Source organism: Amycolatopsis sp. TNS106, from assembly GCF_019330265.1.
GTDB lineage: Bacteria > Actinomycetota > Actinomycetes > Mycobacteriales > Pseudonocardiaceae > Amycolatopsis > Amycolatopsis lurida.
Map to the genome: position 1 here is coordinate 6,306,128 of NZ_CP024972.1, position 26,058 is coordinate 6,332,185.

Consider the following 26,058-nt stretch of genomic DNA (forward strand, 5'->3'; position numbering starts at 1 on the left):
CCCTGACCGGTAGACTGGTCTGACCAGTAAACCAGACGAGACGGCAGGGTCAAGATGGAATTCGAGCCGGTCGCCCCTGTCCGCGCGTACCAGCGTGTCGTCGAACAGATCGAGGAAGCCGTGTTCAGCGGCCGGATCAAACCGGGCGACCGGCTGCCGAGCGAACGCGAACTCATGGTGCAGTTCGACGTCGGCCGCTCGACCGTGCGCGAAGCTCTGCGCGTGCTGCAAGCAGCGGAAATGATCCGCTCGCGCCCGGGCGACCCCCGCGGGCCCGAGGTACTGGCCGCCTCCCCCGCCGCGTTGCACCGGTCGATGCACCGGCTCGCGCGCGCCGACCACATCGGCCTTTCCGAGCTGTTGCAGTTCCGCATGGTCCTCGACGGTTCCGCACATCTGCTCGCCGCGCAGCTCAGGACCGAAGACCATCTCGCCGAGCTCGGCGCGGCGCTGGAGGCGATGGGTGAGGGCGTGTCGAAGGGGTTCGCGGAGTTCTCCCACGCGGACGTCACGTTCCACGAGGCCATCGCCCGCGCGACCGGGAATCCGCTGCTGGTGATCAGCGGCGAGGTCGTCCGCGGTGTCGTACTGGAACTCATCGAGGACAAGCTGGAACACGCCGACGACCGGACGGCACTGATGCGCAACTGGCTGGCACACCACGAAGAGGTACTGGGAGCCATCCGCGACTCCGACGGCGAGCGCGCGTCGCGGCTCGCGAAACAGGCGCTGTACGACAACTACGCCGAGTACGTCCCCGAAGAGCAACGTCGCCTCTTGCGGCCACTGCTCGCTTGACCCGCCTCTACACTCGCTCAGGTGGGGGATGTCAAGAAGCCTTCGACAGCACGCCAAGGTGTCGGTCTCGCCCTGTCCGGCGGCGGTTACCGCGCGATGTTGTTCCACACCGGGGCCCTGTGGCGGCTCAACGAACTCGGCTGGCTGTCGAAGATCTCGACGTTTTCGAGTGTCTCCGGCGGCTCGATCGCCGCGGGCGTGCTCGCTTACGCGTGGTCGGACCTGAAGTTCGTGAACGGTGTCGCGGACAACTTTTCCGACAAGGTCGTCGCGCCGGTCCGGAACCTGGCACGCACCCGGCTCGACATCCCGGTCACCTTGCTGGCCATGGCGATTCCCTGGCGGAGCGCCGGTGAGGAACTGGCGCGGGTGTACGCGAAGCACCTGTTCGGCGACTGTTGCCTCAAGGACATCGACCCCGCCGGCCCGCAGTTCGTCTTCACCGCGACGAACCTCCAGGACGGCGCGCTGTGGTGGTTCTTCCGGCAGAACGGACCGCACGGGAACATCCCGCTCGCGACCGCGGTGGCCGCGTCTTCCGCGTTCCCGCCGATGCTTTCGCCCGTCGTGATCCACGACCCGCTTTCCGACGAGCGGAAACGCAAGATCGTGCTCAGCGACGCCGGCGTCTACGACAACCTCGGCCTGGACCCGGTCGAGGGGCACGCGACGGTGCTCGTCAGCGACGCGGGCAAGCGGATGAAGGTCAGGCGGAGGGTCCCTCGCGACTGGGGGCGCCAGCTGCTGCGCGTCCTCGACGTGATCGACAACCAGGTGCGCGAGCTGCGGCGGGGTGCGCTGCTGAAGTCCTATGTGGAGAAGGATTTCGGCGGCGCCTACTGGGGTTCCTACGTCGATCTCGAGAACTTCGAGCTCAAGGATTCGCTGAAGGCGCCCGTGGATCTCACGCACAAGCTCGCGGAGACGCCGACGCGCCTGACGAAACTGCCGGAAGTGCTGCAGGAGCGGTTGATCAACTGGGGTTACGCGGCCTGTGACGCGGGGATGCGGAAGTGGGTCGACACCGAGGCGGCCGCTCCCGACGGGTTCCCGTTCCCGGCCGCTGGCCTGGGTTGAGCATGTCCCCGGATGCCATGAACGGGCCGTTCCTTGCAAATTTCGCAAGGAACGGCCCGTTCACGGCGCTCGTCAGGCGACCAGGTTCGCGTAGACGATGATGTTGTCCTTGTAGCTGTGCTCTTCCTGGTCGAAGACACCGCCACAGGTGATCAGCCGCAGCTGCGGCTTGTCCGTGTTGCCGTAGACCGCTTCCTCGGGGAACTGGTCCTTGGGAACCTGGTCCTTCTTCTCGACCACGAACTTCAGGCTCTTGCCGTCGCTGCGGTCGACGAGCACCTCGTCACCGGGGTGGAGCTCGTTGAGCTTGTAGAAGATGCCCGGCTGCTTGTTGCCGTCGACGTGACCGAGCAGGATCGCCGGTCCGACGTCGCCGGGCACCGGGGAAAGCCGGTACCAGGCGGCCTGCATCGGGTTCTTGGCCGGCGGGACGGACATCTTGCCGTCCCTGCCGATCGCGACCGTGACCAGGCTCGATTCCGCGCCGATCTTGGGGATCTTCACGTTCGTCGGGCGAGTCCCGTTGAACGGTTTGACCACCGGCGGTGCCGATTCCGCCGCCGCCGGCTGCGCGGCGGGCGGGGCGGGTTCGTCGGTGCCGCATCCCGTCAGCGCGAGGGAAAGCACAAGGGCGGCCGCGACCAGGCGGCCGCCCTTCGTCAGAAGCTTCATCGGATCAGGCCGCGGTGGCGCCGAAACCGGTCTCGATGCCGCCCTTGGGCTTCAGCTTGACCTGCTTCTTCGGCTTGCCCGGCTTGTCGGCGCCCGGTGCGGTCGCGCCGCCGCCGATCCCCTCGATCTCGATGTCACCCTTGCCCGGCTTGCCGTCGCAGGTCCAGGTGAAGGTGCTCGTGGTGCCGTTGAAGCCGGGCTTGGCCTCGACGACGTAGATCCAGACGAAGGCGTCGGCGCCGTCCTGGAACGCGTCGGTGATGATGTAGTCCGGCGCGTTGACGTCGGTGGGCTCCGAACCACAGAGGATGGCCAGCGCGCCTTCCTTGCCCTCGACGTATCCGGCGCCGACGTTCAGCTCCGGCATCGGCGGGGTGGTGGTCGTCGGCTTCTCCGAGGTGGTGGTCGGCGACGGCTTGCCGGAAGTCGGCTTGTCGCTGCTGGTCGGCGTCGGCTCCTGCGAGGACGACGAGGCCGGGGCGCTCGACTCCGGCGGAGTCGAGGTCACGTCGCCACCCGGCGACGAAGGCGTCGAGGTCGCGGTCTCGCTCGACGGAGCCGGAGGCGTGGTCGTCGTTTCGGTCTGCGCCATCGCGACCGGCGTCACGGCCAGCGAGATGACGGCGCCGGCCAGCACCGCGCCCGCGAGGCGGCCCAACGTCTTCTTCAAAGTGATCTCCCAGTGGAAAACATCGCAACACAGGGTGACCCCCACCCTGCGACCACCCGAAAGGAATCCCACGTTCGGGTGACAGCGTGATCCTGCCGGAAAAGTACAGCGGAGCCGTAGCGGAAATGTCGTGACAAGAACCACGGCGAAAACCGGTAACACCGGAATGTCCCCGCCCGATACAAGGGCCCGAAAGTCGCTCAGCAGAAGGAAATCCCGCAGCGATGAAGGAATGTTAACACCCGGAGGGCCGGAACGGTTGCAGTGCGGAAGTATTTTTTCCCCGACCCGGGAACAGCCTGGAATCGCCGGTTTTCCTGGCCGGATCTCCCTTTTTCGAAGACTCTCCGCAGGCGCGCCACCGAAAGGTTCACACGTTCGGACCACGTTTCGGTGAAGTCCTGACCACTTAGTGCCGGATTCCGGTGCCGGGCAACCCGAAGGTCACGATCAGAACACCAGGAACAAGGCCACGGCGAGGGAGAGCGCGCCGAGAAGGCCCGCGCCGAACAGCCAGGCCTTCGGCGACGTCCGGTTCCGCACCGCCCGGCCCCCGCCCACGACCGCGATCAGGAGGCCGAGGCCGAACCCGATCGCGGGCAGGAAGGTGGCGAAGGTCCGGTTTTCCGCGGCACAGGCCCAGATCGTGTCGCTCGGGCAGGGCGACGCCGCGAGTTCGGCCAGCAGACCCGCCGCGACGATCGCGAGGAAGCCGAGCACCAGAAGCCAGAACAGGCCCCGTAGCAGCTGACCGAGCCGCCGCGGCGGTTTCGTCTCGTCCACGTGCTCAAGCTAGCCGAGTGCCGAGGCCAGATCCGTCCACAGATCTTCCGGATCTTCGAGCCCGACGCTGAACCGGACGAGCCCGGCGGGCACATGGGCGTCGCCCGCCAGCCAGGCCCGCCGCTCGACCAGGCTCTCCACGCCGCCGAGGCTGGTGGCGGCACGGATCAGCCGCAGTGAACCGATGACCTTGTCCGCGATCTGGGCGTCCGGGAGTTCGAACGCGATCATCGTGCCGGAGCCGGGGTAACGCACCCGGGTCACGGCAGGGTGGTCGACCAGGCGCGCCGCCAGCAGCGCGGCCGTGCGCGTCTGCTCGGCGAGGCGGACCGGGAGCGTCCGCAGCCCCCGCAGGGCCAGCCACGCTTCGAGCGCTCCCGGCGTCGCCCCCAACCTGGTGCGCGCGTCGCGCAGGTCCTTCGCGACGTTTTCGTCGGCCGCGATGGTCAGGCCGAGCAGCAGATCGCTGTGACCGCCGATGAGTTTCGTCGCGCTGTGCACGACGATGTCGGCGCCGAGGTCCAGCGGCCGTTGCCCGAGCGGGGTGGCGAACGTGTTGTCCACGGCGACCAGGCCGTTCGCGGCGGCGGCGATCGTCTCGATGTCGATGACGTCGAGCGTCGGATTGGTCGGCGATTCGAGCCAGAGCAGGTCGGCGTCCGCGGCGGCGACCCACGCGGCCGTGTCGTCCGGCGCGATCTCGGTCACCACCAGGCGTCCGATGCGCTGCGCGTGCGCGAGCAGGCCGCGTGACCCCGCGTAGGAGAACGTCGGGACACAGACCCTCGCGCCGACCGGCAGGGTGTCGACGACGGCGCTGAGCGTCGCGATCCCCGAGGCGAACGCGGTGGCGTGCCCGCCTTCGAGCGCGCCGATCGCGGCTTCGAGGGCCTCCCAGGTCGGGGTGCCGTCCTCCCGCGAATACGCGCGATCGGCGCCGGCGTCGAAGGTGCTCGCGGCGACGATCGGCACGTTCAGCGGTTCGCCGGGGCCCTCCGGGCGTCCGGCGGCGACGGCGAGGGTGCGGGGTGACCAGTCGTTCGTGTCCACCCCGCCACCGTAACCTTCCCCCGCTAGTGGGCGTACACCTCGAACTCGTAGAGGGAGTAGCCGTACTTCGTGCCGCGCTGGACACCGGCCATCCGGACATGGCGGGCGTCCACGGCTTCGAAGGCGACGTTGTCCTGCCCGCCGTCTCCGTCCACTATGGACGCCACGTCCCGCCAGTTCGTCCCGTCGGACGAGACCTGCACCTTGTACGCCTTGCCGTACGCCGATTCCCACCGCAGGACCACGCGGGAAACGCGCTGTACCGAGCCGAGGTCCACGGTGATCGACTGGTCGTCGCTCCAGTCGCTCGCCCAGCGCGTCGAGAGGTTCCCGTCGATGGCGTTGGACGGCGGCGAGTTGTACCAGCCCGTCTCGTGGCTGGTCGCGCTCACCGAGCGGCCGGTGGCGAGGTTCGCGATGTTGTCGCCGCGTTTCGCCGGGAACTCGACGACCTGCTGGAAGGTCGGCCGGTTCTGGGTACTGATCTTGTCCTGTGTGATGCCGCCGAGCGCGCGGTGGATGATCGTGTCGGCGCACCACTGATCGCCCGCGGCGCAGTCGCCGTCACCGGGGTAAACGGTGTTGGCCGGCTGCGCGGCCGCCTGCGTCAGCGAGTCGAGCAGCACCTGACGGCAGGCAGTGACGTCACCGCCGCCGCAGTACTTCACGGCGAGCGGACCGGCGACGTTCTGCCCGAGTACCGAACGGATGTCCTTGTGCACGTAGCCCCACCAGCCCGCCTGGTACGACGAACCCGCGTGCGACTGGCCGACGTGCTTGCCGGGGACCTCGTTCTGCCAGCCCGACGGTGACTCGTTGATCTTCAGCACCCCGATCATGGCGGCGTAGGCGTCGCCCATGCCGGGTTTGAACTGGGCGTTCACCAGCAGGGGCCACCACGCGTCCATGATGCGGATCGCGTCGGCGTTGGCGTAGGCCTTGCTGCCCGGCGAAGTCTCCGAACGCAGACCGCCCGCGGCGAGCCAGGTCTTCAGCTTCGCCACCGCGTCCGCGGCCGGCCCCGTCACCGGCGCCTTGTCGATCACCTTGAACAGTTCCGGCAGCACCTTCTCCGCGCGGAGGTCGGCGAGCGCGGCCTCCTCCATGGCCTGCGTGAGGTTCACCCGCGTCACCTTGGTGCCGCTGGAGATCATCTTCTTGACCCGCGCGTCGATCAGATCGCCGCGGTGCACGGAACTCTTGTCCGCGCCGCTGGCCGCGTAACCGTTGGCCTGCGCGTTGTTCCAGCTGATGTAGTAGTCCTGGTTGATCGACTGCGGATGCTGCGACGACGGCGTGTAGTTCGCGAGGTTGCCGTCGGGGTTCCAGCCCTGCCAGTCGAATCCGGCGTCGCCCTTCACCGGCATGGCCGGGTCGACGTTCGGGTTGCGGACCGGGTTCGAGCCCGAGTTGAAGTACGCGACGTCACGGGAGTCGGCGTAGAACCAGTTGTAGGTCTGGTTGACGTCGGCCGCCGCGGCCTGGAAGTCCTGCGCGGATTTGATCGCGTCCGGATCATTGAACTTCTGGAAGCCGATGATCGTGTCGATCTCGTGCTGGAACGTCGACCGCAGCGACGCGTACGCCACCGGCTTGCCACCGACCAGCGCCCGGCTCGTCACCGGCCCGTATTTGGTCCGGAAACTGCGCAGGGTGTACGAACCCGCCGCCGTACCGTCGGCGACGGTGGGCTTCCAGGCGTTCTTGCGTTCGACGATCTCGAACGGCAGGCACTGGCCGCGGAACCGGTAGAAGCCGGAGTTCTTCGTCGGCGCGGAACCGTTCTGCTCGCACAGTTCGACGGCGTAGGTGTCGACGATGTCCTGCGACGCCGAGGTCGCGCTCCACGAGTAGTCCTTGCCGCGGCCGAGCAGCACGTACATGCTGATCCCCGCGAACGAGGCACCGCGGGCACTGATGCCCGGCCCCTGGATTTCTTGCAGCATCAGCAATTGCGGCGCGAAGTAGCCGGCCTGCGGGCCGAAGACGGCCACCGGGTGACCACTCGCGGTCTTGGCGCCGGAGACCACCAGCGCGTTGGACATGCCGTGCTTCTCCGACAACATGTTGCCCGGCAGGACGCCGTCGTCGAAGATGCCGCGGACGGCCTTCTGGTCCTCGGGGGCGGGCACGTCCACCTTGGCGGGGGTCGCCGTCCCGGCGGAACCGGTCGGATCGAAGACCAGCTGCTGCCCGGTGACCGAACCCTTGTCCGGCATCGCGGCGCCCTGCGGATTCGACGGCGCCTTGCCGAAGTCGAAGGTCTGTCCATTGTGGAGAGTCTTGACGGTCTCGGGGTCGTCCTCGGACCGGAGGCTCTTCCAGACCTTGTCGCCCTGTTCGAGACCGTACTTCTCCTGCATCGCCAGCTTCGCGATGGCGTTCTGCACCTCGCCGCCGCCACCGGCGCCGAACTGCGCTCCGACGACCGCGGCGAGGACGACGAGGTCGGTGAGCTTGAACGGCTCGATGGTCCCGGCGTTCGTGATCGCGTCGACGTGCCCGGTGAGCACGTATTCGCCGGGGAAGTAGCGGCCGCCGTGCGCGTCGGAGATGTACTTGTTGACACCCTGGACGTAGGCCTCGGCGTCGGCCTTGCCCTGCGCGCCGCGCGGGCCGCCGGCCGCCGCGTTGTCGATCTGCTTCTGCAGTTCCTGTTCGGTGTACGGCGCCGAGGAGAAGAAACTCTGCTCGAGTTCGCGGTTGCCCTGGGCGCCCCCGGCGAACGAGGTCAGCTGACCGCGGCCGACGCGGCGCATGATGTCCATCAGCCACAGGCGGTCTTGCGCGGCGGCGTATCCGGCGCCGTACATCGTGCCCGGCCGCGTCGTGCCGACGATCCGGGGAACGCCGGTCGCCTTGTCGCGGGTGATCGTCACGTCCGAACGCGGCTGGATCGTGCTTTCGACCTGCCCGGACGGCACCCCGAACGAAGCGTCGTTGAAGAACTGGTTGATCTTGTCCGTCGTCAGCGTCTTGTACCCGTCGGCGAGCGAGGCGTACTTGCCGAGTTGATCGGCCGAATGCGCGGGCCGGGTACCGAACGCCTTGTGCGCCAGGATCTCCGCGAGGGTGGCGTTCCCCTTGGTGCCGGGCGGGAGGATGTCGCCGCACTGGCCGCCGCAGTAGTCGTCGAGCGCGGCCGCCACCACCGAGTTCGGTGGCGCTTCCGCGGCGTTCGCCTGAAGTGCCGGGACGGTGCCCGCCACCAGCGTCAGCCCCGCCAGCGTCGTCAAGACCCGTATGCCTCGTCGCATGAAAGACCTCCGTCGTCGGAGAGTGACGAGGCGCACACTACCCACGGGTATCCAAATTTGTGAAGACTATTCGCGTTCTTGCCACCGTTCGGCGGAACACTCGCCCTGCGGACCCCGGACCTGCACAGGTAGCTTGTGGGCATGTCTTCGCAGAAGCCCCAGATCGACCGCCCCGAGGGGCCCGCACCCTCCGAGCTGGAGACGACCGACATCTCCGTCGGCGACGGCCAGGAGGCCAAGTCCGGCGACACCGTCACGGTGCACTACGTCGGCGTCTCGCACTCGACCGGCGAACAGTTCGACGCGTCGTGGGACCGCGGCGAGCCGCTTCGCTTCGGCCTCGGCGCCGGCCAGGTCATCCCCGGCTGGGACCAGGGCGTTGCCGGAATGAAGGTCGGCGGCCGTCGCAAGCTGACCATCCCGCCGCACCTCGCTTACGGCGAGCGCGGCGCGGGCGGCGTCATCAAGCCGAACGAAACCCTGATCTTCGTCGTCGACCTCGTCGGCGTGAACTGACCCACACCCGCACCACCAAGACCCGGCCCCGGCCGGGTCTTTTTCTTTGCCTTTGAGCGACCACCCCACCAACCGCCGCCGGACGCACCGTGGGGGGTCCGGGGGGCTCGGCCCCCGGGTACTGACGACCGACGACCTCACGAAAGAAGGCCCCGTCGCGTTAGCGAAGGGGCCTTCAACCAAGAGTGGGCGAGGAGGGAGTTGAACCCTCACGTCCTTTCGGACACACGGACCTGAACCGTGCGCGTCTGCCATTCCGCCACTCGCCCGAGTGCTTCGTTCTCTGACAGCTCGCAAAGCGTAGCAGGCGGATTTCACGGGTTTCACCGGGGGCCGTGTCCGACTGGCCGTACCCGGATAGGATCGACGGGGAAGCACACGTGTGAGGAGGTTGCCCGGTGGGCCGCGTTGAGCGCTTTGATAGGCGGCTCGAGAACCTCGTGGGCAATACCTTCGCGCGCATGTTCGGTGGCAACGTCGTCACGCAGGAAGTGGCGGTGGCGCTTGAGCGCGAGAGCGAGGAGAACGTTCGTGAGCTGGCCGGTGGTCGACAGCTCGCTCCCAATCACTACATCGTGTCGTTGGGGCAGGCTGATCACGAACGTATGGCCGGAGACGAGCGTCGGGTCACCACGGTGCTGGCGGAGGCGGTCAAGGAACACCTCGCCGAGCACGGATGGGACACCTATGGTGACGTCGTAGTTTCGCTCGAGCGCAACGAGGCGCTGCATACTGGACAGTTCAAGACCCGTTCGTCCGTCGATCCCGACGTCAAGCCCCACGGCGCCGAAGGTTCGCCACGGTCGGCACGACCCAGCAACGCAGGAGACCCAGCAATGAGCCAGCCCCCCGGCTACGGCCAATACGACCAGGGTGACCCGTACGGCCAGCAGGGCCAGTACGGCTACGGACAGCAGGCTGGCCAGCAGCAGCCCGGGTACGACCAGGGTTATGGCGGCCAGCAGCAGGGCGGCTACGACCAGGGTTACGGCGGCGCGCAGCAGCCCGGGTACGACCAATACGGCGGTGCCCAGCAGCCCGGGTACGACCAGGGCTACGGCGGCGGCGCGCAACAGCCCGGCTACGACCAGTACGGCGGTGCCCAGCAGCCTGGGTACGACCAGGGCTATGGCGGCGCGCAGCAGCCGGGTTACGACCAGTACGGCGGTGCCGCGCAGCAGCCCGGATACGACCAGGGTTACGGCGGTGCCGCGCAGCAGCCCGGCTACGACCAGTACGGCGGCCAGCCGCAGCAGGGCGGGTACGACCAGTACGGCGGTGGCCAGCAGCAGTACGGCCAGCCCGCCGCGGACCCGTACGCGCAGGGCGGCGGTTACGGCGGCCAGCCGGCGGCCGGTCGTCAGCTCTCCGCGAGCCTCCAGCTGGACGACGGCTCGAACCGTTCGTACTCGCTGAAGCAGGGCGGGAACGTCGTGGGCCGCGGCCAGGACGCCGACTTCCGGCTCCCGGACACCGGCGTCTCGCGCCGTCACCTGGAGATCACCTGGGACGGCCAGAGCGCGACGCTCGCGGACATCGGTTCGACCAACGGCACGACCGTCAACGGCACCCCGGTGCAGACCTGGCAGCTGGCCGACGGCGACGTGATCCGCGTGGGCCACTCGTCTCTCGTGTTCCGTACGCAGGGCTGACCGGCGGCGTCCGGAGGGGGTATCGCAGAATTGCGGTGCGGGACCTGTGGTGGATCGGCACCTCGGGTCGTACGCGGAGAGCAGCGCTGTCCGGAGCCGACCATCCCGGACGGCACGGGCTCTCCGCGGCGTACAGGAGAAACGGGAGCGGACACAACAAGTGCCAGAGCTGGTCGTTCAACTCACCAGGGTGGGCTTTCTCGTGCTGCTCTGGCTCTTCGTGTTCGCCGCGTTGCGTGTCGTCCGGTCGGATCTGTACGCGGCCTCCGGGCTGCGAGTCGCCGTCCCGACGTTCGGCCGCAAGAAGAAGGAAACCAAGAAGCCGCGCGGCGGGAAATCGCCGCAGCAGCTGCTCGTGACCCATGGTGCGCTGGCAGGAACCAGGATCGCCTTGGACGGCAGGCCGATCCTGATCGGCCGCGCCGACGACTCGACCCTGGTGCTGGACGACGACTACGCGTCGACCCGCCACGCCCGGATCGCCCTGCGCGGGGAGGATTGGTACGTGGAAGATCTGGGCTCGACGAACGGGACGTACCTCGACCGGGCTAAGGTCACGGCACCCCTCCGGGTCCCGCTCGGAGTCCCCATCCGGATCGGCAAAACGGTGATCGAGCTTCGGCCATGACTCTCGTCCTCCGCTACGCGGCTCGCAGCGACCGGGGCCTGGTGCGTTCCAGCAACCAGGACTCCGTGTACGCCGGTCCCCGCCTGCTCGCCCTCGCCGACGGCATGGGCGGTCACGCCGCGGGTGAGGTGGCCAGCAAGGTCGTCATCGCCTCCCTCGCCCCACTCGACGACGACGATCCGAGCGACGATCTTCTCGCTCAGCTGCGCGAGGCCGTCCAGAACGGCAACGCCGCCATCGCCGAACTCGTCCAGCAGGACCCGGACCTCGACGGGATGGGCACCACCCTGACCGCCGTGCTGTTCGCCGGTTCGCGGATGGGTGTCGTGCACGTCGGCGACTCGCGGGCGTATCTGATGCGCGGCGGTCAGTTCTCGCAGATCACGCGGGACGACAGCTTCGTCAACGAACTTCTCGAACAGGGCCGGATCACGCCGGAAGAGGCCGCGGTGCACCCGCAGCGGTCGCTGCTGCTGAAGGCGCTCACCGGCCACGAGGTCGAGCCGAGCCTGACCGTGCGCGAGGCCCGCGCCGGTGACCGGTACCTGATCTGTTCGGACGGCCTGTCCGGCATGGTCAGCGACGAGACACTGTCCGAGGCGATCCAGATCCCGGATCCGCAGGCCTGCGCCGACCGGATGATCGAGCTGGCGCTCAAGGGCGGCGGCACCGACAACGTCACGGTGATCATCGCCGACGTCGTCGACGTCGACTTCGGTGAGGACGCGCCCATCGTGGGCGGCGCCGCCGGGGACGGCAGTGACGAGTTCCACCAGGGCGACTCCCCCGCCGCCCGTGCCCGCGCGCTGACCCAGCCCGCGCCGCAGCCGCGGCCCGAGGTCCAGCCCCAGCAGGAGGACCCGAAGGTCAAGCGCCGGAGGCGATTTCGCTGGCTGGCGGGAGCTGTGGTCGTCCTGATCGTGCTGGCCGCGGCGGCGATCGCCACGCGGTATTTCGTGCTGAGCCAGTACTACGTCGGCGAGGGTCCCGGCGAGGAGGTCGTGATCTACCGCGGCGTCCCCGGCAGTGTCCTCGGCATCGACCTGCACGCCTTCGAGCAGGGTTCGTGCCCCCCTGGCGGGCTGTGCACCGACAAGCTCTTGGTGCCGGCGCTGCAGGAGGACGCGCGGATCGCGGTGAAGAACGGCGTCAAGAAGGACAACCTCGACGACGCCCGCAAGTACATCGACGACTTCCTGCGGCCACACAAGCAGCTGGCCGACTGCAAACCCGACTCCAGCTCGACTTCCACGCCGCCCACCGAATCGGCACCGCCGGTGTCGTCGTCGGCTGCCGCCCCTTCTACCCCCGCCTCGCCCAGTTCGGCGAATCAGCCAGCGGGGAGGGACTGCTCGACGCCGACCACGGCAGCACCAGGGGGCGGTAACTGATGAGCACGCCGCTCGCCGATCCGGCTTCGGCCCAGTTCGCCACGAACCCTCCGCGCGAGCTGCCCAAGCGGCGCGGCACCGAACTCGTCCTCCTCGCGTTCGCGACCTTCATCGTCACCGTCGCGCTCGTGCTGGTGGAGGCGAACCAGGAGCAGGAACTCACCAGCTCGATCATCTGGCTGGGGCTGTCGTACCTCGCGGTGCTGACGGCGGCGCATCTGGCGGTCCGCCGCTGGGCGCCGTACGCGGATCCGGTGATCCTGCCGTGTGTCGCGCTGCTGAACGGGCTCGGCCTGGTGATGATCCACCGGATCGACCTGGCGCTCGCGGAACGCGCGATCCAGCAGGGCAAGGAGTACACGCCGGACGTCACCAAGCAGGTGCTGTTCACGGCGATCTCGCTGGTGCTGTTCGTGGTGGTGCTGGTCGTGATCAGCGATCACCGCACGCTGACCCGCTACGGCTACACGTGCGGCCTGGTCGGGATCGTGGCGCTCGCGCTGCCCGCGGTGCTGCCGTCGAGCCTCTCGGAGGTCAACGGCGCGAAGGTCTGGATCAAGCTGCCCTTCTTCTCGATCCAGCCGGGTGAGTTCGCGAAGATCCTGCTGATGATCTTCTTCGCCTCGTTCCTGGTGACGAAACGCGACCTGTTCATGGTCGCGGGCAAGCGGATCGTCGGCGTCGAACTGCCGCGTGCCCGTGACCTCGGCCCGATCCTCATCGCGGCGGCCGCCTGCCTCGGCGTGCTGGTGTTCGAGAAGGACCTCGGCACGTCGCTGCTGTTCTTCGGTGTCACGCTGGTGATGCTGTACGTCGCCACCGAACGGGTCATCTGGGTCGTGCTGGGGGTCGGCTTCTTCGCCGCCGGCGCGATCATCGCCTACAACCTGTTCACGCACGTCCAGCAGCGCGTCCGGAACTGGATCGACCCGCTGGCCACCTACGACGACCCCGGCGGCGGCTACCAGGTCGCGCAGGGACTGTTCGGGCTCGGCACCGGCGGCGTCGGCGGGACCGGCCTCGGCGCCGGACGGCCGGACATGGTCCCCGAGGCCAAGACGGACTTCATCACCACCGCGATCGGCGAGGAACTCGGCCTCATCGGGCTCACCGCGATGCTGATGCTGTACCTGATCCTGGCGATGCGCGGGATGCGCAGCGCCCTCGCCGTGCGCGACACCTTCGGCAAACTCCTCGGCGGCGGTCTGTCGTTCGCCCTGGTCATGCAGATCTTCGTCGTCGTCGGTGGCGTCACGAACCTGATCCCGAACACCGGGATCACCGCCCCGTTCCTCTCCCGCGGTGGTTCTTCACTGCTCGCGAACTACATCCTGGTGGCCCTCCTGCTCCGAATCTCCGACGCCGCCCGCAAACCCGCCGTGCGGCCGAAGCCGCAGCAGCCGCAAGCGCCGCTCGCCGAAGCGCACACGGTGATGGTCCAGCGGCCGCCCGCGACCGGTGAGGGGAGCCCCTCGTGAACACCCCGCTCCGCAAGGTGGGTGTCGCCATGCTCGTCATGGTGGTGCTGCTGATGGCCAACGCCACCTACATCCAGGTGGTCAAGGCCGACGACTACCGCACCGACTCCCGCAATGTGCGCGTGCTCTACGACGAGTACTCCCGCCAGCGCGGGCTGATCGTGACGCCCGACGGCGCCGCGCTCGCGAAGGTCGACCCGTCGAACGACAAGTACAAGTTCATCCGGACCTACGCCGACGGCCCGATGTACGCGCCGGTCACCGGCTACTACTCGATCAACTACGGCTCGGGCGGCCTGGAGCGGTCCGAGGACGACGTCCTCAACGGTTCCGACCCTCGGCTGTTCGTGCGGCGCCTTTCGGACATGGTCACCGGCCGCGACCCGCGCGGCGGGAACGTGCGGCTGACGATCAACCCGGCCGTGCAGAAGGCCGCGTACGACCTGATGACGCAGAAGGGCTACACCGGCGCGGTGGTCGCGCTGGAGCCCAAGACCGGGCGCATCCTCGCGATGGTGTCGACGCCGTCGTTCGACCCGAACAAGCTGGCCTCACACACCACGAAGGAGCAGGTCGCGGCCTGGTCGCAGTGGCGCGACGATCCGAAGAAGCCGATGCTGAACCGCGCGATCTCGGAGACGTACCCGCCGGGTTCGACGGCCAAGCTGCTGGTGACGGCGGCCGCGCTCGAGGACGGCAAGACCGCCGACATGCCGGTCAACACCGCGCCCAACGTGAAGCTCCCCGGCACGCAGACGACGCTGGAGAACTACGGCGGCGCGGCCTGCAAGGGCAGCACGCTGAAGGAAGCGCTGCGGTACTCGTGCAACGTGCCCTTCGCCGAGATCGCGGGCGAGCTCGGCAAGGACAAGCTGAACGCCACGGCCAAGAACTTCGGCATCGGCGAGGATCTGACCGTGCCGATGCGGGTCGCCGGCTCCTCCCTCGGCCCGCTGGAATCGAAGGCGGCCCTGTACCAGAGCGCCATCGGCCAGCGCGACGTGCGGCTGACCCCGATTCAGGACGCGCTGCTTTCGGCGACCATCGCGAACAACGGGATGGCGATGAAGCCGCAGCTCGTGCAGTCGCTGCTGGCGCCGAACCTGTCGACCATCGAGGACTACACCCCGACCGAACTGACCGGTGACGCCGCGATGTCCAGCGCGAACGCCGCGATCCTGCGCGACATGATGCTGGCGTCGGAAGAGAACACGAAGGGCGCCGGCAAACGCGGCGACATCCAGATCGCCTCCAAGACCGGCACCGCCGAGCACGGCAACGACCCGAAGAACACCCCGCCGCACGCCTGGTACACCGGGTTCGCGCCGGCGATGGACCCGAAGATCGCCGTCTCGGTGATCGTCGAGTCCGGGGGTAACCGCGGGCTCGAAGCGACCGGTGGCACCGTGGCCGCGGAGATCGGCCGCGCCGCCGTCAACGCCATGCTCGGGGGTGGATAGCGGATGCTGTCCTCGGGTCAGCTGCTGGCCGACCGGTACAAGCTGACGAACCGGATCGCCGTCGGCGGGATGGGCGAGGTCTGGCAGGCCAGTGACACGCGGCTGGACCGGACGGTCGCGATCAAGATCCTGAAGGCGGAGCTGTCCGGCGACGCGGAGTTCCTGCACCGGTTCCGGACCGAGGCCCGGATGACGGCTTCGCTGAACCACCCCGGCATCGCCGCGGTGCACGACTACGGCGAGACGGTCGCGGACGAGCTGTCGATCGCGTATCTGGTGATGGAACTGGTCGAAGGCGACCCGCTGGCCGCGATCATCTCCCGCGAAGGACGGCTGAACGCCGAGCGCACCCTGGACATCCTCGAACAGGCCGGTAACGCGCTGCAGGCCGCGCACGAAACAGGTCTCGTGCACCGGGATGTCAAACCCGGCAACATCATGGTGACCCCGGCCGGGCAGGTGAAGATCACGGACTTCGGTGTCGCGAAGGCCGCCGACGCCGCCCCCGTGACCAGATCCGGCATGGTGATGGGCACCGCCCACTACATCGCCCCCGAGCAGGCGCTCGGGCACAACGCCGAACCGGCGAGCGACGTCTACTCGCTGGCCGTGTGCGGCTACGAATGCCTCACCGGGCACCGGCCGTTCCTTTCGGAGAACGCGGTGACCGTCGCGATGATGCACATCCGCGACCTCCCGCCGCCGTTGCCGCCGGACGTGCCGCCGGGTGCCCGCGCGGTCATCGAAGCGACCCTGATCAAGGATCCGAGACAGCGGTACAACAGCGGTGGCGAGTTCGCCGCCGCGGTGGCCGCGGTCCGCGCCGGGCTTCCGCTGCCGACCCCGTCGGGGCTGGTGAACGTGGCGTACTCGGCGGGACAGCCCGTGATGCAGCCCGGCCCGCTTTCGCCGCCGAACCCGATGGTGGCCGTCGGACCGGCGTCGCATCCGGCGATGCACCCGGTCGGCGGCCCGCCGCCGATGGCGGTGCGCCGTCTGCCGGGCAGACGGCCACAATGGGGCTGGTGGGTGCTGCTCGCGGTGATCCTGATCGCAGTACTGGTGGCAGGAGCCTTCCTCATCGTGAGACTGGTCGGTTCGGGCAACGGACCCCAGTCGGGCGGCGTGGAAACTAGTGAACACGCGCCGGCTCCGGGTAAAGAATCCGAAGGTCCTTCGCCGACATCCGCATACCCAGCGGTGCCGACGGAGGGCGGCACCGAGGAGCCGGCCGGACAGGCGAATCCGGGAATGATGAGCAGCAAACCTTGGACGGAATGGAACGGCACGCAGAGATGAGCACACCAAGACTGCTCAGCAACCGCTACGAGCTGGGCGAAACGCTCGGCTACGGAGGCATGTCGGAGGTCCACCACGGCCACGACGTGCGCCTGGGCCGGGAGGTGGCGATCAAGATCCTGCGTGCCGACCTGGCGCGGGATCCCCAGTTCCAGGAACGATTCCGTCGCGAGGCACAGAACGCGGCGGCACTGAACCACCCGGCGATCGTCGCCGTCTACGACACCGGCGAGACGAACACCGAGTTCGGCCCGCTGCCCTACATCGTCATGGAGTACGTCGAAGGACGGACTCTGCGGGACATCGTGAAGACCGAAGGGCCGATGTCGCAGAAGCGGGCGATGGAGGTCATGGCCGACGTCTGCGCGGCGCTGGACTTCTCGCACCGGCACGGCATCGTGCACCGCGACGTCAAGCCGGCGAACGTGATGATCACGAAGAACGGCGCCGTCAAGGTGATGGACTTCGGCATCGCGCGCGCCATGCACGACGGGCAGTCCGCGATGACGCAGACCGCCGCGGTGATCGGCACGGCGCAGTACCTCTCGCCGGAGCAGGCGCGCGGTGAGTCCGTCGACGCGCGTTCCGACGTCTACGCCGCCGGTTGCGTGCTGTACGAACTCATCACCGGCGAGCCGCCGTTCACCGGCGACTCGCCCGTGGCGGTGGCGTACCAGCACGTCCGGGAAGACCCGAACCCGCCGTCGTCGGTGAACCCCGCCGTGGCGCCCGAGCTCGACGCCGTCGTGCTCAAGGCGCTCGCGAAGGGTCCGGCGAACCGCTACCAGTCGTCGGCGGAGATGCGTTCGGACCTGGTCCGGACGCTGTCCGGCCAGCGTCCGGCCGCGCCGATGGTGATGTCGGAGGACGAGCGCACCCAGGTCATGGACTCCGACCGCCGGGTGCCGCCGCGCTACGACCAGTACGAGGACGACGAAGAGGACCCGGCCGCGAAAAAGAAGAAGCGTGCCTGGCTCATCGCCGGTCTCGTGGTCTCGCTGGCCGCCGTGGTGCTGCTGATCATGTGGCTGTCCAACGCCTTCAACAGCACCGGCGCGGAGAGCAAGGCGATCCCGAAGGTCACGGGCCAGTCCGAGGCCTCCGCGAAGGACACGCTCCGGGGCGCGGGCTTCAACGCGTTCGAGCCGACCAAGAAGGTGCCCTGCACCGGTGAAGCCGTCAACGGTTTGCCTGCCTGCGACGAGAACATGATCGACAAGGTCATCGCGATCAGTCCGGCCGAGGGCCAGGTGACGCCGACCACGGACAAGATCACGCTGACCGTCGGCGCGAAACCGGGCAAGGTCAAGACCCCGGACCTCAAGGGCAAGAGCGTGGCCGAGGCCACGGCCGCGCTGACCGAAGCCGGTCTGAAGCTCGGTGCGACCACCGAGGAAGAGACCGAAGACACGAACGAGGCCGGCAAGGTCATCTCGCAGAACCCGGCTTCGCAGGCCGAGGTCGACCAGGGTTCGAAGGTCGACATCACGGTCGGCAAGTCCAAGGAACTGAAGACGGTCCCGAACTACAAGGGCAAACTTCAGTCCGAGGCCGAAGCCGGGTTGAAGGCGGCCGGGTTCACCCCATCGGTCACCAACGTGGACTCCGACCAGCCCAAGGGCACGGTGCTCGAGCAGACCCCGAACGGCGGCAAGCTCGCTGTCGGCAGCGTGGTCAAGCTGTCGGTGTCGAACGGCAGCCAGGAGACCTTCGACATGCCGAACCTGAAGGGCATGACCGAAGACCAGGCACTCCGCCAGCTGCAGCAGCTGGGCTGGACCGGCAACCTGGACACGCAGGCCGACAAGAACGGCGACCGGGACCAGGCGGGCAAGGTCAGCAAGACCAACCCGCAGGCCGGGTCGAAGATCGCGAAGAACGCGCCGATCACGCTGTTCATCGTCGAAGGCGACGAGACGCCGACGTCGAGTTCGAGCTCACGGCTGTTCCCCCCTGGATGATCGATCGCTGACGTGAAGAGGGCCCCGTACGGTTTCCGTGCGGGGCCCTTCTTCATACCGCCGAACCATATCGCTACGAAGCGCTACACTGCGTCTATGGCCCGGCGGATCACTCAACGCGAGCTGCGCAACGACACACCGAACATCATGCGCGCGGTCGAAGAAGGCGACAGCTTCGTCCTCACGCGCAACGGCACGCCTGTCGCGGATATCGTTCCGCACAGCCAGAAGCCGACCTTCGTTCCGTTCGGTGAGCTGCTTGAACTCCTCGGTGATCTTCCGTCGGAAGATCCCGAGCGGTTTTTCGCGGACGTCGATCGCGCGGCGGACCCTGATCCTCACCGTGGCCCGGGAGAGCCGGAGCAGTGACCGAAGGGGTTCTGCTCGATACTTCGGCGGTCATCGCCCTTCCTCGTCCCGAGGAACTTTCACTCGACGCGCCTGCGGCCATCAGCTCGATCACGCTCGCCGAACTGGCGGCCGGAGTACACGGCGCTGCCCGTCCCCGCGACAGAGCCTCCCGGCTGGTACGCCTCCAGCGCGTGGAGGCACGGATGGTGTGCCTCCCGTTCACACCGGAGGCCGCTCGCATGTACGGCCAGCTGTACGCCATGGTGCTCGACGGCGGCAGGCAGCCACGGGGACGGCGAATGGATCTCCTCATAGCGGCGGTCGCGGCGATCCATCGCATTCCTTTGGTCACCCGCAACGGCCCGGATTTCACCGACCTCGCTCCGCTGGTCAAGGTGATCGCCTTACCTGCACTGTCGACCACTGACTAGGGCGCCAAGCTGTCGAGCAGTCCTTGGCAGGCCTGCTGAACCCGCCCGGCGCTGGTGTGCACCACGACCGCCTTCGGTCGCGTCGCGATGAGTTCCACGAGCCTGTCGTACATGGCCGCGAGCCGCTCGGGGCCGCCCAGCATCTCGTGCGCCTCGACGTGTTCGGGTTCGGCCGCGGCGCGGGTGCGTTCGGCGAACCGCCGGAGCACGTTGTCCTTGGTGTCGAGGAGGACGATCTCGTGGAACTCCGCGGCCGTCTCCACGGCGAGGGTTTCCAGTCGTTCGAGGAAAGCGGCGCGGCCGAGGAACTGCGGGACGATCACGTCTCGGCCCGCGAGCAGATGGGTCCGCGCGGCGCTCACGGCGAGGTCGCGGGCGAGTGTTCCGGCTTTCGCGGGGTCGTCGCGCCAGGCGCCGAGCAGGCTGCGGATCCGGTCGATGTCGAGGTTCAGCGTCAACGGGTGATCTTCGGCGTACAGCCTCGCGAGCGTCGACTTCCCGCAGGCGGGTGGGCCGTTGAGCACGATGAGACGCGGCATCAGGCGTTGCGCCGCAGCAGGTTTCCGACGGCTGTCGCGCTCAGCAGTAAGCAAACGACCGCGGCCACCGCCGCCACCGTGAACGGGACGGCCAGCGGTTGTTGCGAGGTCAAGGCACGCAGCAGCGGGTTCGCCAGCGGCAGCCATTTCACCAGGAGCACGGCCGCGAGGGCGAAGATCGCGGCCAGCACGGACCAGCCGACGCGTGGGACGAGCAGCCGCGAACAGGGCAGACCGATCGCGATCCCGAACAGGGCGCACAGCGCGTGCGCCGAAGCGCCCAGGGCGAAGGTGCCGATCGTGAAGCCGCCGGTCCGGAGCCCCGACCAGAGCACGGTGACGAGAATCAGCACGACCGCGCAGCCGAAGACGGCGAGCGTGGCACCGGCGAGGACCGATCGCCAGCGTCGTGCGTGACTGAAGGTCACCAGGCGCTGGACCGGGTCTTCGACGTCGAGCATCGCGATCGTCAGCCAGCACGAGACCACCAGGAGCGAACCCGCGCTGATCCCGTACTGCGGCAGCAGCGGCGATTTCGGATCCGTGTAGAGCACGGTGTTCACCGCGAGGTAGGCGAGGATCGCGGGAAGGTAGCGCTGGGAATGGCCGAGCAGCGCGAGGTAGTAGCGGGTCATGGCGAGCACGGCGCCACCTCCCGGACCGAGAAGCCGCGGTTGAGCGCACGCAGCAGGACCGCGTCCGTGTGCCCGGCTTCGACGGTCAGGACGACTTTCCCGCCTTCGGCCACGGCTTGGCTGACGCCCGGTTCCGAGGACCAGTCACCGTCGGGCCCGTGCAGGACGATCCTTGTCGCGCCTGCTTCGACGGGGGTCAGGAGGCCGACGTCCATCCGGTAGACGACGTCGGCGTGGGCATGCACGACGGCCGCGCGGTGGTCGGTGAAGACCACGCTCGCGCCCCGGTCCTTGGTCTCGGCGACGAGTTCACCGAGCGCCGTGTGGGCTTCGACGTCGAGCCCGGACCAAGGCTCGTCGAGGATCAGCAGTTCCGGCTCGGCGAGGACGGCCTGTGCGAGACCGACTTTCTGAGCGTTGCCCTTAGACAGGGTCCGCAAGGGCGCGTCCGGGCCGCCGACCAGCGCCAGCCGGCCCAACAGCGGATCGATTGCCGACAAGTCGACATTCCCGTCGATGCGGGCCATATGTCGCAGGTACGCCCGGGCGCTCATCCGCTGTCCCGCCGGGAAGCGGTCCGGCAGGTAGCCGACCCGCGGGCTGCCCACGACGTTTCCCGAAGTCACCCGCGAAAGTGCCGCGAGGATCCTGAGCAGCGTCGACTTCCCCGAGCCGTTCGAGCCGAGGACACCGATCACGCGACCGGCCGGGACGTCGAGGTCGACGTCGGCGAGCACGGGTTCACCGCGGCCGTAGCGCTTACCGACCCCTTCGAGCCGGATCAGCGAGGTCACGCAGCAGCGGCCTTCTGCAGCGCGCGGGTCGCCTCTTCGAGTTCGTTGACCGTGGCGTCGGGGACCGGGTGCCCGGCGGAAGCCATCCAGTTCGCCAGCATCCGGTGCCCGCCCTGGGTGAGCACGGATTCCGGGTGGAACTGGACCCCTTCGAGCGGCAACTCACGGTGCCGCATGCCCATCACCACACCGGAGTCGGTGCGGCCTGTGATCTCGAACACGGCTTCGTCGATGGTTTCGGGCAGAACGGTCAGCGAGTGGTACCGCGTGGCGGTGAATTCCGCGGGGAGCCCGGCCAGCACACCTACACCCGAATGGTGGACTTGACTGGTCTTGCCGTGCAGCAGTTCCGGGGCGCGGTCGACCGTGGCGCCGAAGACGACGCCGAGGGCCTGGTGGCCGAGGCAGACGCCGAGCATCGGGATGCGCTTCTCGGCGCATTCGCGGATGACGTCCATACTCTGACCAGCGCGTTCCGGGGTTCCGGGGCCGGGAGAGACGAGTACCGCGTCGAACTCGCCGAGCTTGCCGACGTCCACCACGTCGTTCCGCCAGACGGTGCAGTCGGCGCCGAGCTGGGCCAGGTACTGGACCAGGTTGTAGACAAAACTGTCGTAGTTGTCGACGACGAGCACGCGCATGAAGCCAGCTTAGCGGCTCCCACCAGGTGGACCGTACGCCAGATCACAATGATTGTTAGGGCTGCCTAACTTACCGTGGTAGGAGTGAGCCGTTCTCTTCGTGTAGCCATCGTGGGTGCCGGTCCGGCCGGCATCTACGCCGCCGACATCCTCGACAAGTCCGACGCCGACGTGACGATCGACCTGTTCGAGCGCATGCCGGCGCCGTTCGGGCTGATCCGGTACGGCGTCGCGCCCGACCACCCACGGATCAAGGGCATCGTCACCGCCCTGCACAAGGTCCTCGACAAGCCGAACATCCGGCTGCTGGGCAACGTCGACTACGGGACCGACCTGAAGCTCGACGACCTGCGCCAGTTCTACGACGCGGTGATCTTCTCGACCGGCGCCATGGCCGACCGCGCGCTCGACATCCCCGGGATCGACCTCGACGGCAGCTACGGCGCCGCCGACTTCGTCTCCTGGTACGACGGACACCCGGACGTGCCGCGCACCTGGCCGCTGACCGCGACCTCGGTCGCGGTCCTCGGGGTCGGGAACGTGGCACTCGACGTGGCGCGGATCCTCGCGAAGACCGCCGACGAGCTGCTCAGCACCGACATCCCGGACAACGTCTACCAGGGCCTGAAGGCCAGCCCGGTCACCGACGTGCACGTGTTCGGCCGTCGCGGCCCGGCACAGGCGAAGTTCACGCCGCTGGAGCTGCGGGAGCTGGACCACTCGCCGAACGTCGAGGTCATCGTCTATCCCGAGGACATCGAGTTCGACGAGGGCAGCATCGCCGCGCTGCGGGCCTCGAAGCAGATCGACATGGTCGTGAAGACGCTGCAGGAGTGGGCGATCCGCGACCAGGGTGACCGGCCGAAGCGGCTGCACCTGCACTTCCTGCACTCGCCGTGCGAGATCGTCGGTGAAGACGGCAAGGTGACCGGGCTGCGGACCGAGCGCACCGAACTGATCGGTGACGGCAACGTGCGGGGTACCGGCGAATTCCACGACTGGGACGTCCAGGCCGTCTACCGCGCGGTGGGCTACCTGTCGTCGCATCTGCCGGAGATCCCGTTCGACCACACCACCGGGACCGTGCCGAACCAGGCGGGCCGGGTGCTGGACATCGACGAGGAGCAGGTGCCGGGCGTCTACGTGACCGGCTGGATCAAGCGCGGTCCGGTCGGCCTCATCGGCCACACCAAGGGAGACGCGGCCGAAACGATCGCGAGCCTGCTGGCTGACGCCGACAACCTCACGGCCCCGGCCGTCGAGGACCCTGACGCGATCCTCGGTTTCCTGACCGAACGCGGCGTTCCCTTCACCACCTGGGAAGGCTGGGGCAAGCTCGACGCCCACGAGAAGTCCCTCGGCGTCCCGCACGGCCGGGACCGCGTGAAGGTCGTGGAACGCGACGAGATGACCCGCATCTCGCGCTCCTGAAAGCTGCGCGTGAAGGCCCCCTTCCCTCGGCTGAGTCGAGGGAAGGGGGCCTTCACGCGCTTTGGTCAGGAGCCCAGGTAGGCCAGGACCGCCAGGACGCGGCGGTTCGTGTCGTCCGAGGCGACGATGCCGAGTTTCGCGAAGATGTTCGCGGTGTGCTTCCCGACCGCACCTTCGCTGAAGTGCAGCCGTCCGGCGATGGCGGCGTTGGAACAGCCCTCCGCCATCAGTCCGAGCACCTCGCGTTCGCGTGGGGTCAGCGCGGAAAGGGGGTCGGAAGCGTTGCCCGCCACCAGTTTCGCGATCACTTCGGGATCCATCGCGGTCCCGCCGGCCGCCACCCGCCGCACCGCGTCGATGAACTGGTCGGCGTTGAAGACGCGGTCCTTCAGCAGATAGCCGATCGCGCCCGCGCCGTCGGCGAGCAGCTCACGCGCGTAGAGCTGCTCGACGTGTTGTGACAGAACGAGAATCGGCAAGCCGGGGATGTCACGCCGCACCGCGAGCGCGACCTGAAGCCCCTCGTCGGTGAGCGTCGGCGGCATACGGACGTCAACGACCGAAACGTCGGGCCGGTGTGTACGCAGCGCCCGGTCCAGTTCCGGCCCGGTGCCCACCGCCTCGACGACGTCGAAACCGTGCGCGGTCAGCAGATGCGTCAAGCCGTCTCGGAGGAGGTACTGGTCCTCGGCGACGACGCATCGGGGTCGAGCTGGCACGGGAGCTCCATGATCGCCTTCGTCGGCCCGCCGAGCGGGCTGGTCAGAGCAAAAGTACCGTCGAACGCGCCCAGCCTGCGCTCGATCCCGCGAATCCCGCTCCCCCGCGCCGCGTTCGCGCCGCCCTTCCCGTCGTCGGTCACCTCGATCCGCAACAGACCGTCGTCGTAGTCCAGGTCGATCGACACTCGCCGCGCCTCGCCGTGCTTGGCCGCGTTGCCCAACAGCTCGCTGATCGCGAAGTACGCGCACGCCTCCGCGGGCTGCTCCAGCCGAGGCAGGACGCCGGTCACCGAGGCCCGCAGCGGACTGTCGAGCGCCATCGCCCGCACCGCGTCGCCGAGACCCCGTTCGGACAACACCGGCGGGTGAATCCCGCGCACCAGCAGCCGCAACTCGGTCAGCGTTTCGGACGACGTCCGCCGGAGCTCGGCGGCCAGCCGTTTCGCCGCGGCCGGATCGCTGTCGATCAGCGCTTCGACCGCGCCCAGCTTCATGCCCATCGCGACCAGCCGCGACTGGACACCGTCGTGCAGGTCGCGCTCGATACGCCGCAGCTCGGCGGCCTGCGCGACCGACGCGTCGGTCCGCGTCTGTTTCAGCCGTTCGACACGCTGCGCCAGTCGCGAAGCTTCTGTCGGCCCCAGGAGCAGCTTCGCGAAGCGCGCTCCCTGGCGAGCGAGCCACGGCGCTGCGGCCAGCCCGGCGACGAACGCCGCCACGGCCACAGGAGTCAGCGCGAGTGCTTGCCCGAACGGCCGCGAGACCCAAAGCGCGACCACACCCCAGAGACCGAGGAACACCAGCGCCGCGGACGGCACCGCCATCAGCAGCAGCACCACGGAATTGACCACCGCGGCCGCCATGTCGCGCCAGGTCGCGCGGTCGGACATCGCCCAGCGGAGGCGCGCCAGCCGCGCCGGCCACCATGGCGTGTCGTACAGCTGCCTTCCGTGCTGGTACATCCCGTCCGCGCGGGGGACGGGGAACGGCGGCTCCGGCAGGTACGGGCGGTCGATCCGCACGCCGGTCCAGTTCTTGGCCTCACGGCGCAGGGTGTCGGTCACCGAGCGGCCGGCGACGACCATCGTCGGGAACAGTGGCGACGGCCAGATCAGGCTGAGCAACGTCGGGAGCACCATCCCGAGCTGTGCGATCGAAAGCGCGAGCAGGCCCAGCTGGAATCCCAGCGCCTTCAGCCCGCCTTTGACCCGGCCGTCCCGGTCCCGGGCCGGGCGGGGTCCGAGCCACCAGCGCGTCCATTTCCCGTACAGCCGGAGCGCGCGCGGCCCGGCCAGCAGGACCGCGGGCACCAGCAGCAGACCCGCGAGCGGATTCCACAGCTGCCAGCCGAGGTCGCGGCCGGTCGCCGGATCGTCGGAGATCCACTCGAACCTTTTGGTCCACCGGATGAACCACGACCGTTTGAACAGGCTGTTCCCGTCGCGGTACCAGCCGTCGCGCTCGCGTTCCGGCTCCGGCGGCGCCGGCCGGTAGGGCGGTTCGACGTCGACACCGCACCAGCGTCCGGCCAGCCGCCGGGTGAGCGCGGCGCGCGGACGCGTCCCTTCGAGCGCCAGCGTGTAGGCGAAGACCAGGCCGACACAGAGCAGGCAGAAACCCACCAGTTCGAGCAGCAGGTCCAGCCAGCTCACCAGTGCCAAGCCCGCGAGCACGAAGCCCCGGCGCGCTGAGGTGAGGTAGGTGCGGAACATGCGACGAAGTCTTCCCCACCGCCCCGGCCGGCCACAGTGACCACAGGCCCCCGATCAGGGTGGGTCCAGCCCCACCCCGGTTGTGGGTTCAGCGCCATTCTGGCCAAGTC

24 protein-coding genes and 1 tRNA gene are annotated in these 26,058 nt (G+C 68.5%); 13 read left to right on the forward strand and 12 right to left on the reverse strand.

The window, feature by feature from the left end; all coding sequences use genetic code 11:
• The first annotated feature begins 54 nt into the window (after nt 1-54).
• Together CVV72_RS28835 and CVV72_RS28840 are read left to right on the forward strand one after the other, a co-directional pair.
• Nucleotides 55-798, forward strand: coding sequence for a FadR/GntR family transcriptional regulator (locus CVV72_RS28835; RefSeq protein ID WP_219146771.1), 744 nt, complete (start codon nt 55-57; stop codon nt 796-798).
• A gap of 96 nt (nt 799-894) precedes the next feature.
• Nucleotides 895-1,875, forward strand: coding sequence for a patatin-like phospholipase family protein (locus tag CVV72_RS28840; RefSeq protein WP_255632801.1), 981 nt, complete (start codon nt 895-897; stop codon nt 1,873-1,875).
• 72 nt (nt 1,876-1,947) lie between these two features.
• Here the strand turns inward: CVV72_RS28840 and CVV72_RS28845 are convergent, their stop codons facing one another.
• The 5 genes from CVV72_RS28845 to CVV72_RS28865 all read right to left on the reverse strand — a co-directional run bounded on the left by CVV72_RS28845 (nt 1,948) and on the right by CVV72_RS28865 (nt 8,307).
• Nucleotides 1,948-2,547, reverse strand: coding sequence for a class F sortase (locus CVV72_RS28845; protein WP_219146773.1), 600 nt, complete (start codon nt 2,545-2,547; stop codon nt 1,948-1,950).
• A 4-nt stretch (nt 2,548-2,551) separates the two neighbouring features.
• Nucleotides 2,552-3,217 (reverse strand): hypothetical protein, encoded by a 666-nt coding sequence (locus CVV72_RS28850; protein WP_219146781.1) that lies wholly within the window; start codon nt 3,215-3,217, stop codon nt 2,552-2,554.
• A 450-nt stretch (nt 3,218-3,667) separates the two neighbouring features.
• Nucleotides 3,668-4,000: a hypothetical protein gene (locus CVV72_RS28855; protein ID WP_219146782.1), complete on the reverse strand. Its 333-nt coding sequence runs from the start codon at nt 3,998-4,000 to the stop codon at nt 3,668-3,670.
• 9 nt (nt 4,001-4,009) lie between these two features.
• Nucleotides 4,010-5,050 (reverse strand): PLP-dependent aspartate aminotransferase family protein, encoded by a 1,041-nt coding sequence (locus CVV72_RS28860; protein ID WP_219146783.1) that lies wholly within the window; start codon nt 5,048-5,050, stop codon nt 4,010-4,012.
• Between the two features lie 23 nt (nt 5,051-5,073).
• Entirely contained in the window at nt 5,074-8,307 is a 3,234-nt protein-coding gene (locus CVV72_RS28865; protein WP_219146784.1) for a penicillin acylase family protein, read from the reverse strand.
• 141 nt (nt 8,308-8,448) lie between these two features.
• Here CVV72_RS28865 and CVV72_RS28870 point away from each other — a divergent pair, with 141 nt between their 5' ends.
• Entirely contained in the window at nt 8,449-8,823 is a 375-nt protein-coding gene (locus CVV72_RS28870) for an FKBP-type peptidyl-prolyl cis-trans isomerase (RefSeq protein ID WP_034324241.1), read from the forward strand.
• 186 nt (nt 8,824-9,009) lie between these two features.
• Here the strand turns inward: CVV72_RS28870 and CVV72_RS28875 are convergent.
• Nucleotides 9,010-9,092, reverse strand: a tRNA-Leu gene (locus tag CVV72_RS28875).
• Between the two features lie 129 nt (nt 9,093-9,221).
• On the opposite strand from CVV72_RS28875, the gene CVV72_RS28880 reads away from it, so the two are divergent.
• The 9 genes from CVV72_RS28880 to CVV72_RS28920 all read left to right on the forward strand — a co-directional run bounded on the left by CVV72_RS28880 (nt 9,222) and on the right by CVV72_RS28920 (nt 19,474).
• Nucleotides 9,222-10,475, forward strand: coding sequence for a DUF3662 and FHA domain-containing protein (locus CVV72_RS28880; RefSeq protein WP_219146786.1), 1,254 nt, complete (start codon nt 9,222-9,224; stop codon nt 10,473-10,475).
• A 160-nt stretch (nt 10,476-10,635) separates the two neighbouring features.
• Nucleotides 10,636-11,103 carry an FHA domain-containing protein gene (locus tag CVV72_RS28885; RefSeq protein ID WP_219146788.1) on the forward strand — a complete coding sequence of 156 codons (468 nt, stop codon included), beginning with the start codon at nt 10,636-10,638 and terminating at the stop codon, nt 11,101-11,103.
• Complete coding sequence (locus CVV72_RS28890; RefSeq protein ID WP_219146790.1) at nt 11,100-12,494, forward strand: protein phosphatase 2C domain-containing protein; 1,395 nt, start codon at nt 11,100-11,102, stop codon at nt 12,492-12,494. The genes CVV72_RS28885 and CVV72_RS28890 overlap by 4 nt, the downstream gene beginning before the upstream one ends.
• Nucleotides 12,494-13,972, forward strand: a complete 1,479-nt coding sequence (locus CVV72_RS28895) for an FtsW/RodA/SpoVE family cell cycle protein (protein WP_034322009.1) — start codon at nt 12,494-12,496, stop codon at nt 13,970-13,972. The genes CVV72_RS28890 and CVV72_RS28895 overlap by 1 nt, the downstream gene beginning before the upstream one ends.
• Complete coding sequence (locus CVV72_RS28900) at nt 13,969-15,432, forward strand: penicillin-binding protein 2 (protein ID WP_034322005.1); 1,464 nt, start codon at nt 13,969-13,971, stop codon at nt 15,430-15,432. The genes CVV72_RS28895 and CVV72_RS28900 overlap by 4 nt, the downstream gene beginning before the upstream one ends.
• Before the next feature lie 3 nt (nt 15,433-15,435).
• On the forward strand, nt 15,436-16,731 hold the full coding sequence (locus CVV72_RS28905) for a protein kinase (RefSeq protein ID WP_219146792.1): 1,296 nt from the start codon (nt 15,436-15,438) through the stop codon (nt 16,729-16,731).
• On the forward strand, nt 16,728-18,692 hold the full coding sequence (pknB, locus tag CVV72_RS28910) for a Stk1 family PASTA domain-containing Ser/Thr kinase (RefSeq protein WP_219154190.1): 1,965 nt from the start codon (nt 16,728-16,730) through the stop codon (nt 18,690-18,692). Before CVV72_RS28905 ends, pknB begins: the two co-directional genes overlap by 4 nt.
• Nucleotides 18,693-18,788: 96 nt before the next feature.
• Entirely contained in the window at nt 18,789-19,061 is a 273-nt protein-coding gene (locus tag CVV72_RS28915; protein WP_219146794.1) for a type II toxin-antitoxin system Phd/YefM family antitoxin, read from the forward strand.
• Nucleotides 19,058-19,474: a type II toxin-antitoxin system VapC family toxin gene (locus CVV72_RS28920; RefSeq protein WP_219146796.1), complete on the forward strand. Its 417-nt coding sequence runs from the start codon at nt 19,058-19,060 to the stop codon at nt 19,472-19,474. Before CVV72_RS28915 ends, CVV72_RS28920 begins: the two co-directional genes overlap by 4 nt.
• On the opposite strand, the gene CVV72_RS28925 is transcribed toward CVV72_RS28920, so the two are convergent.
• From CVV72_RS28925 to CVV72_RS28940, 4 genes are read right to left on the reverse strand one after another with little or no spacing between them, the layout of a single operon-like run.
• On the reverse strand, nt 19,471-20,013 hold the full coding sequence (locus CVV72_RS28925) for an AAA family ATPase (RefSeq protein ID WP_219146798.1): 543 nt from the start codon (nt 20,011-20,013) through the stop codon (nt 19,471-19,473). The genes CVV72_RS28920 and CVV72_RS28925 overlap by 4 nt on opposite strands.
• Complete coding sequence (locus CVV72_RS28930) at nt 20,013-20,657, reverse strand: hypothetical protein (protein WP_219146800.1); 645 nt, start codon at nt 20,655-20,657, stop codon at nt 20,013-20,015. The genes CVV72_RS28925 and CVV72_RS28930 overlap by 1 nt, the downstream gene beginning before the upstream one ends.
• Nucleotides 20,645-21,442: an ATP-binding cassette domain-containing protein gene (locus tag CVV72_RS28935; RefSeq protein WP_219146803.1), complete on the reverse strand. Its 798-nt coding sequence runs from the start codon at nt 21,440-21,442 to the stop codon at nt 20,645-20,647. The genes CVV72_RS28930 and CVV72_RS28935 overlap by 13 nt, the downstream gene beginning before the upstream one ends.
• Nucleotides 21,439-22,083, reverse strand: coding sequence for an aminodeoxychorismate/anthranilate synthase component II (locus tag CVV72_RS28940; protein WP_219146805.1), 645 nt, complete (start codon nt 22,081-22,083; stop codon nt 21,439-21,441). Before CVV72_RS28940 ends, CVV72_RS28935 begins: the two co-directional genes overlap by 4 nt.
• Before the next feature lie 111 nt (nt 22,084-22,194).
• On the opposite strand from CVV72_RS28940, the gene CVV72_RS28945 reads away from it, so the two are divergent.
• Complete coding sequence (locus tag CVV72_RS28945) at nt 22,195-23,514, forward strand: FAD-dependent oxidoreductase (protein ID WP_219154192.1); 1,320 nt, start codon at nt 22,195-22,197, stop codon at nt 23,512-23,514.
• A gap of 65 nt (nt 23,515-23,579) precedes the next feature.
• On the opposite strand, the gene CVV72_RS28950 is transcribed toward CVV72_RS28945, so the two are convergent.
• Together CVV72_RS28950 and CVV72_RS28955 are read right to left on the reverse strand one after the other, a co-directional pair.
• Entirely contained in the window at nt 23,580-24,233 is a 654-nt protein-coding gene (locus CVV72_RS28950; protein ID WP_219146807.1) for a response regulator transcription factor, read from the reverse strand.
• On the reverse strand, nt 24,173-25,948 hold the full coding sequence (locus CVV72_RS28955; protein ID WP_219146810.1) for a sensor histidine kinase: 1,776 nt from the start codon (nt 25,946-25,948) through the stop codon (nt 24,173-24,175). The genes CVV72_RS28950 and CVV72_RS28955 overlap by 61 nt, the downstream gene beginning before the upstream one ends.
• Nucleotides 25,949-26,058 lie beyond the last annotated feature (110 nt).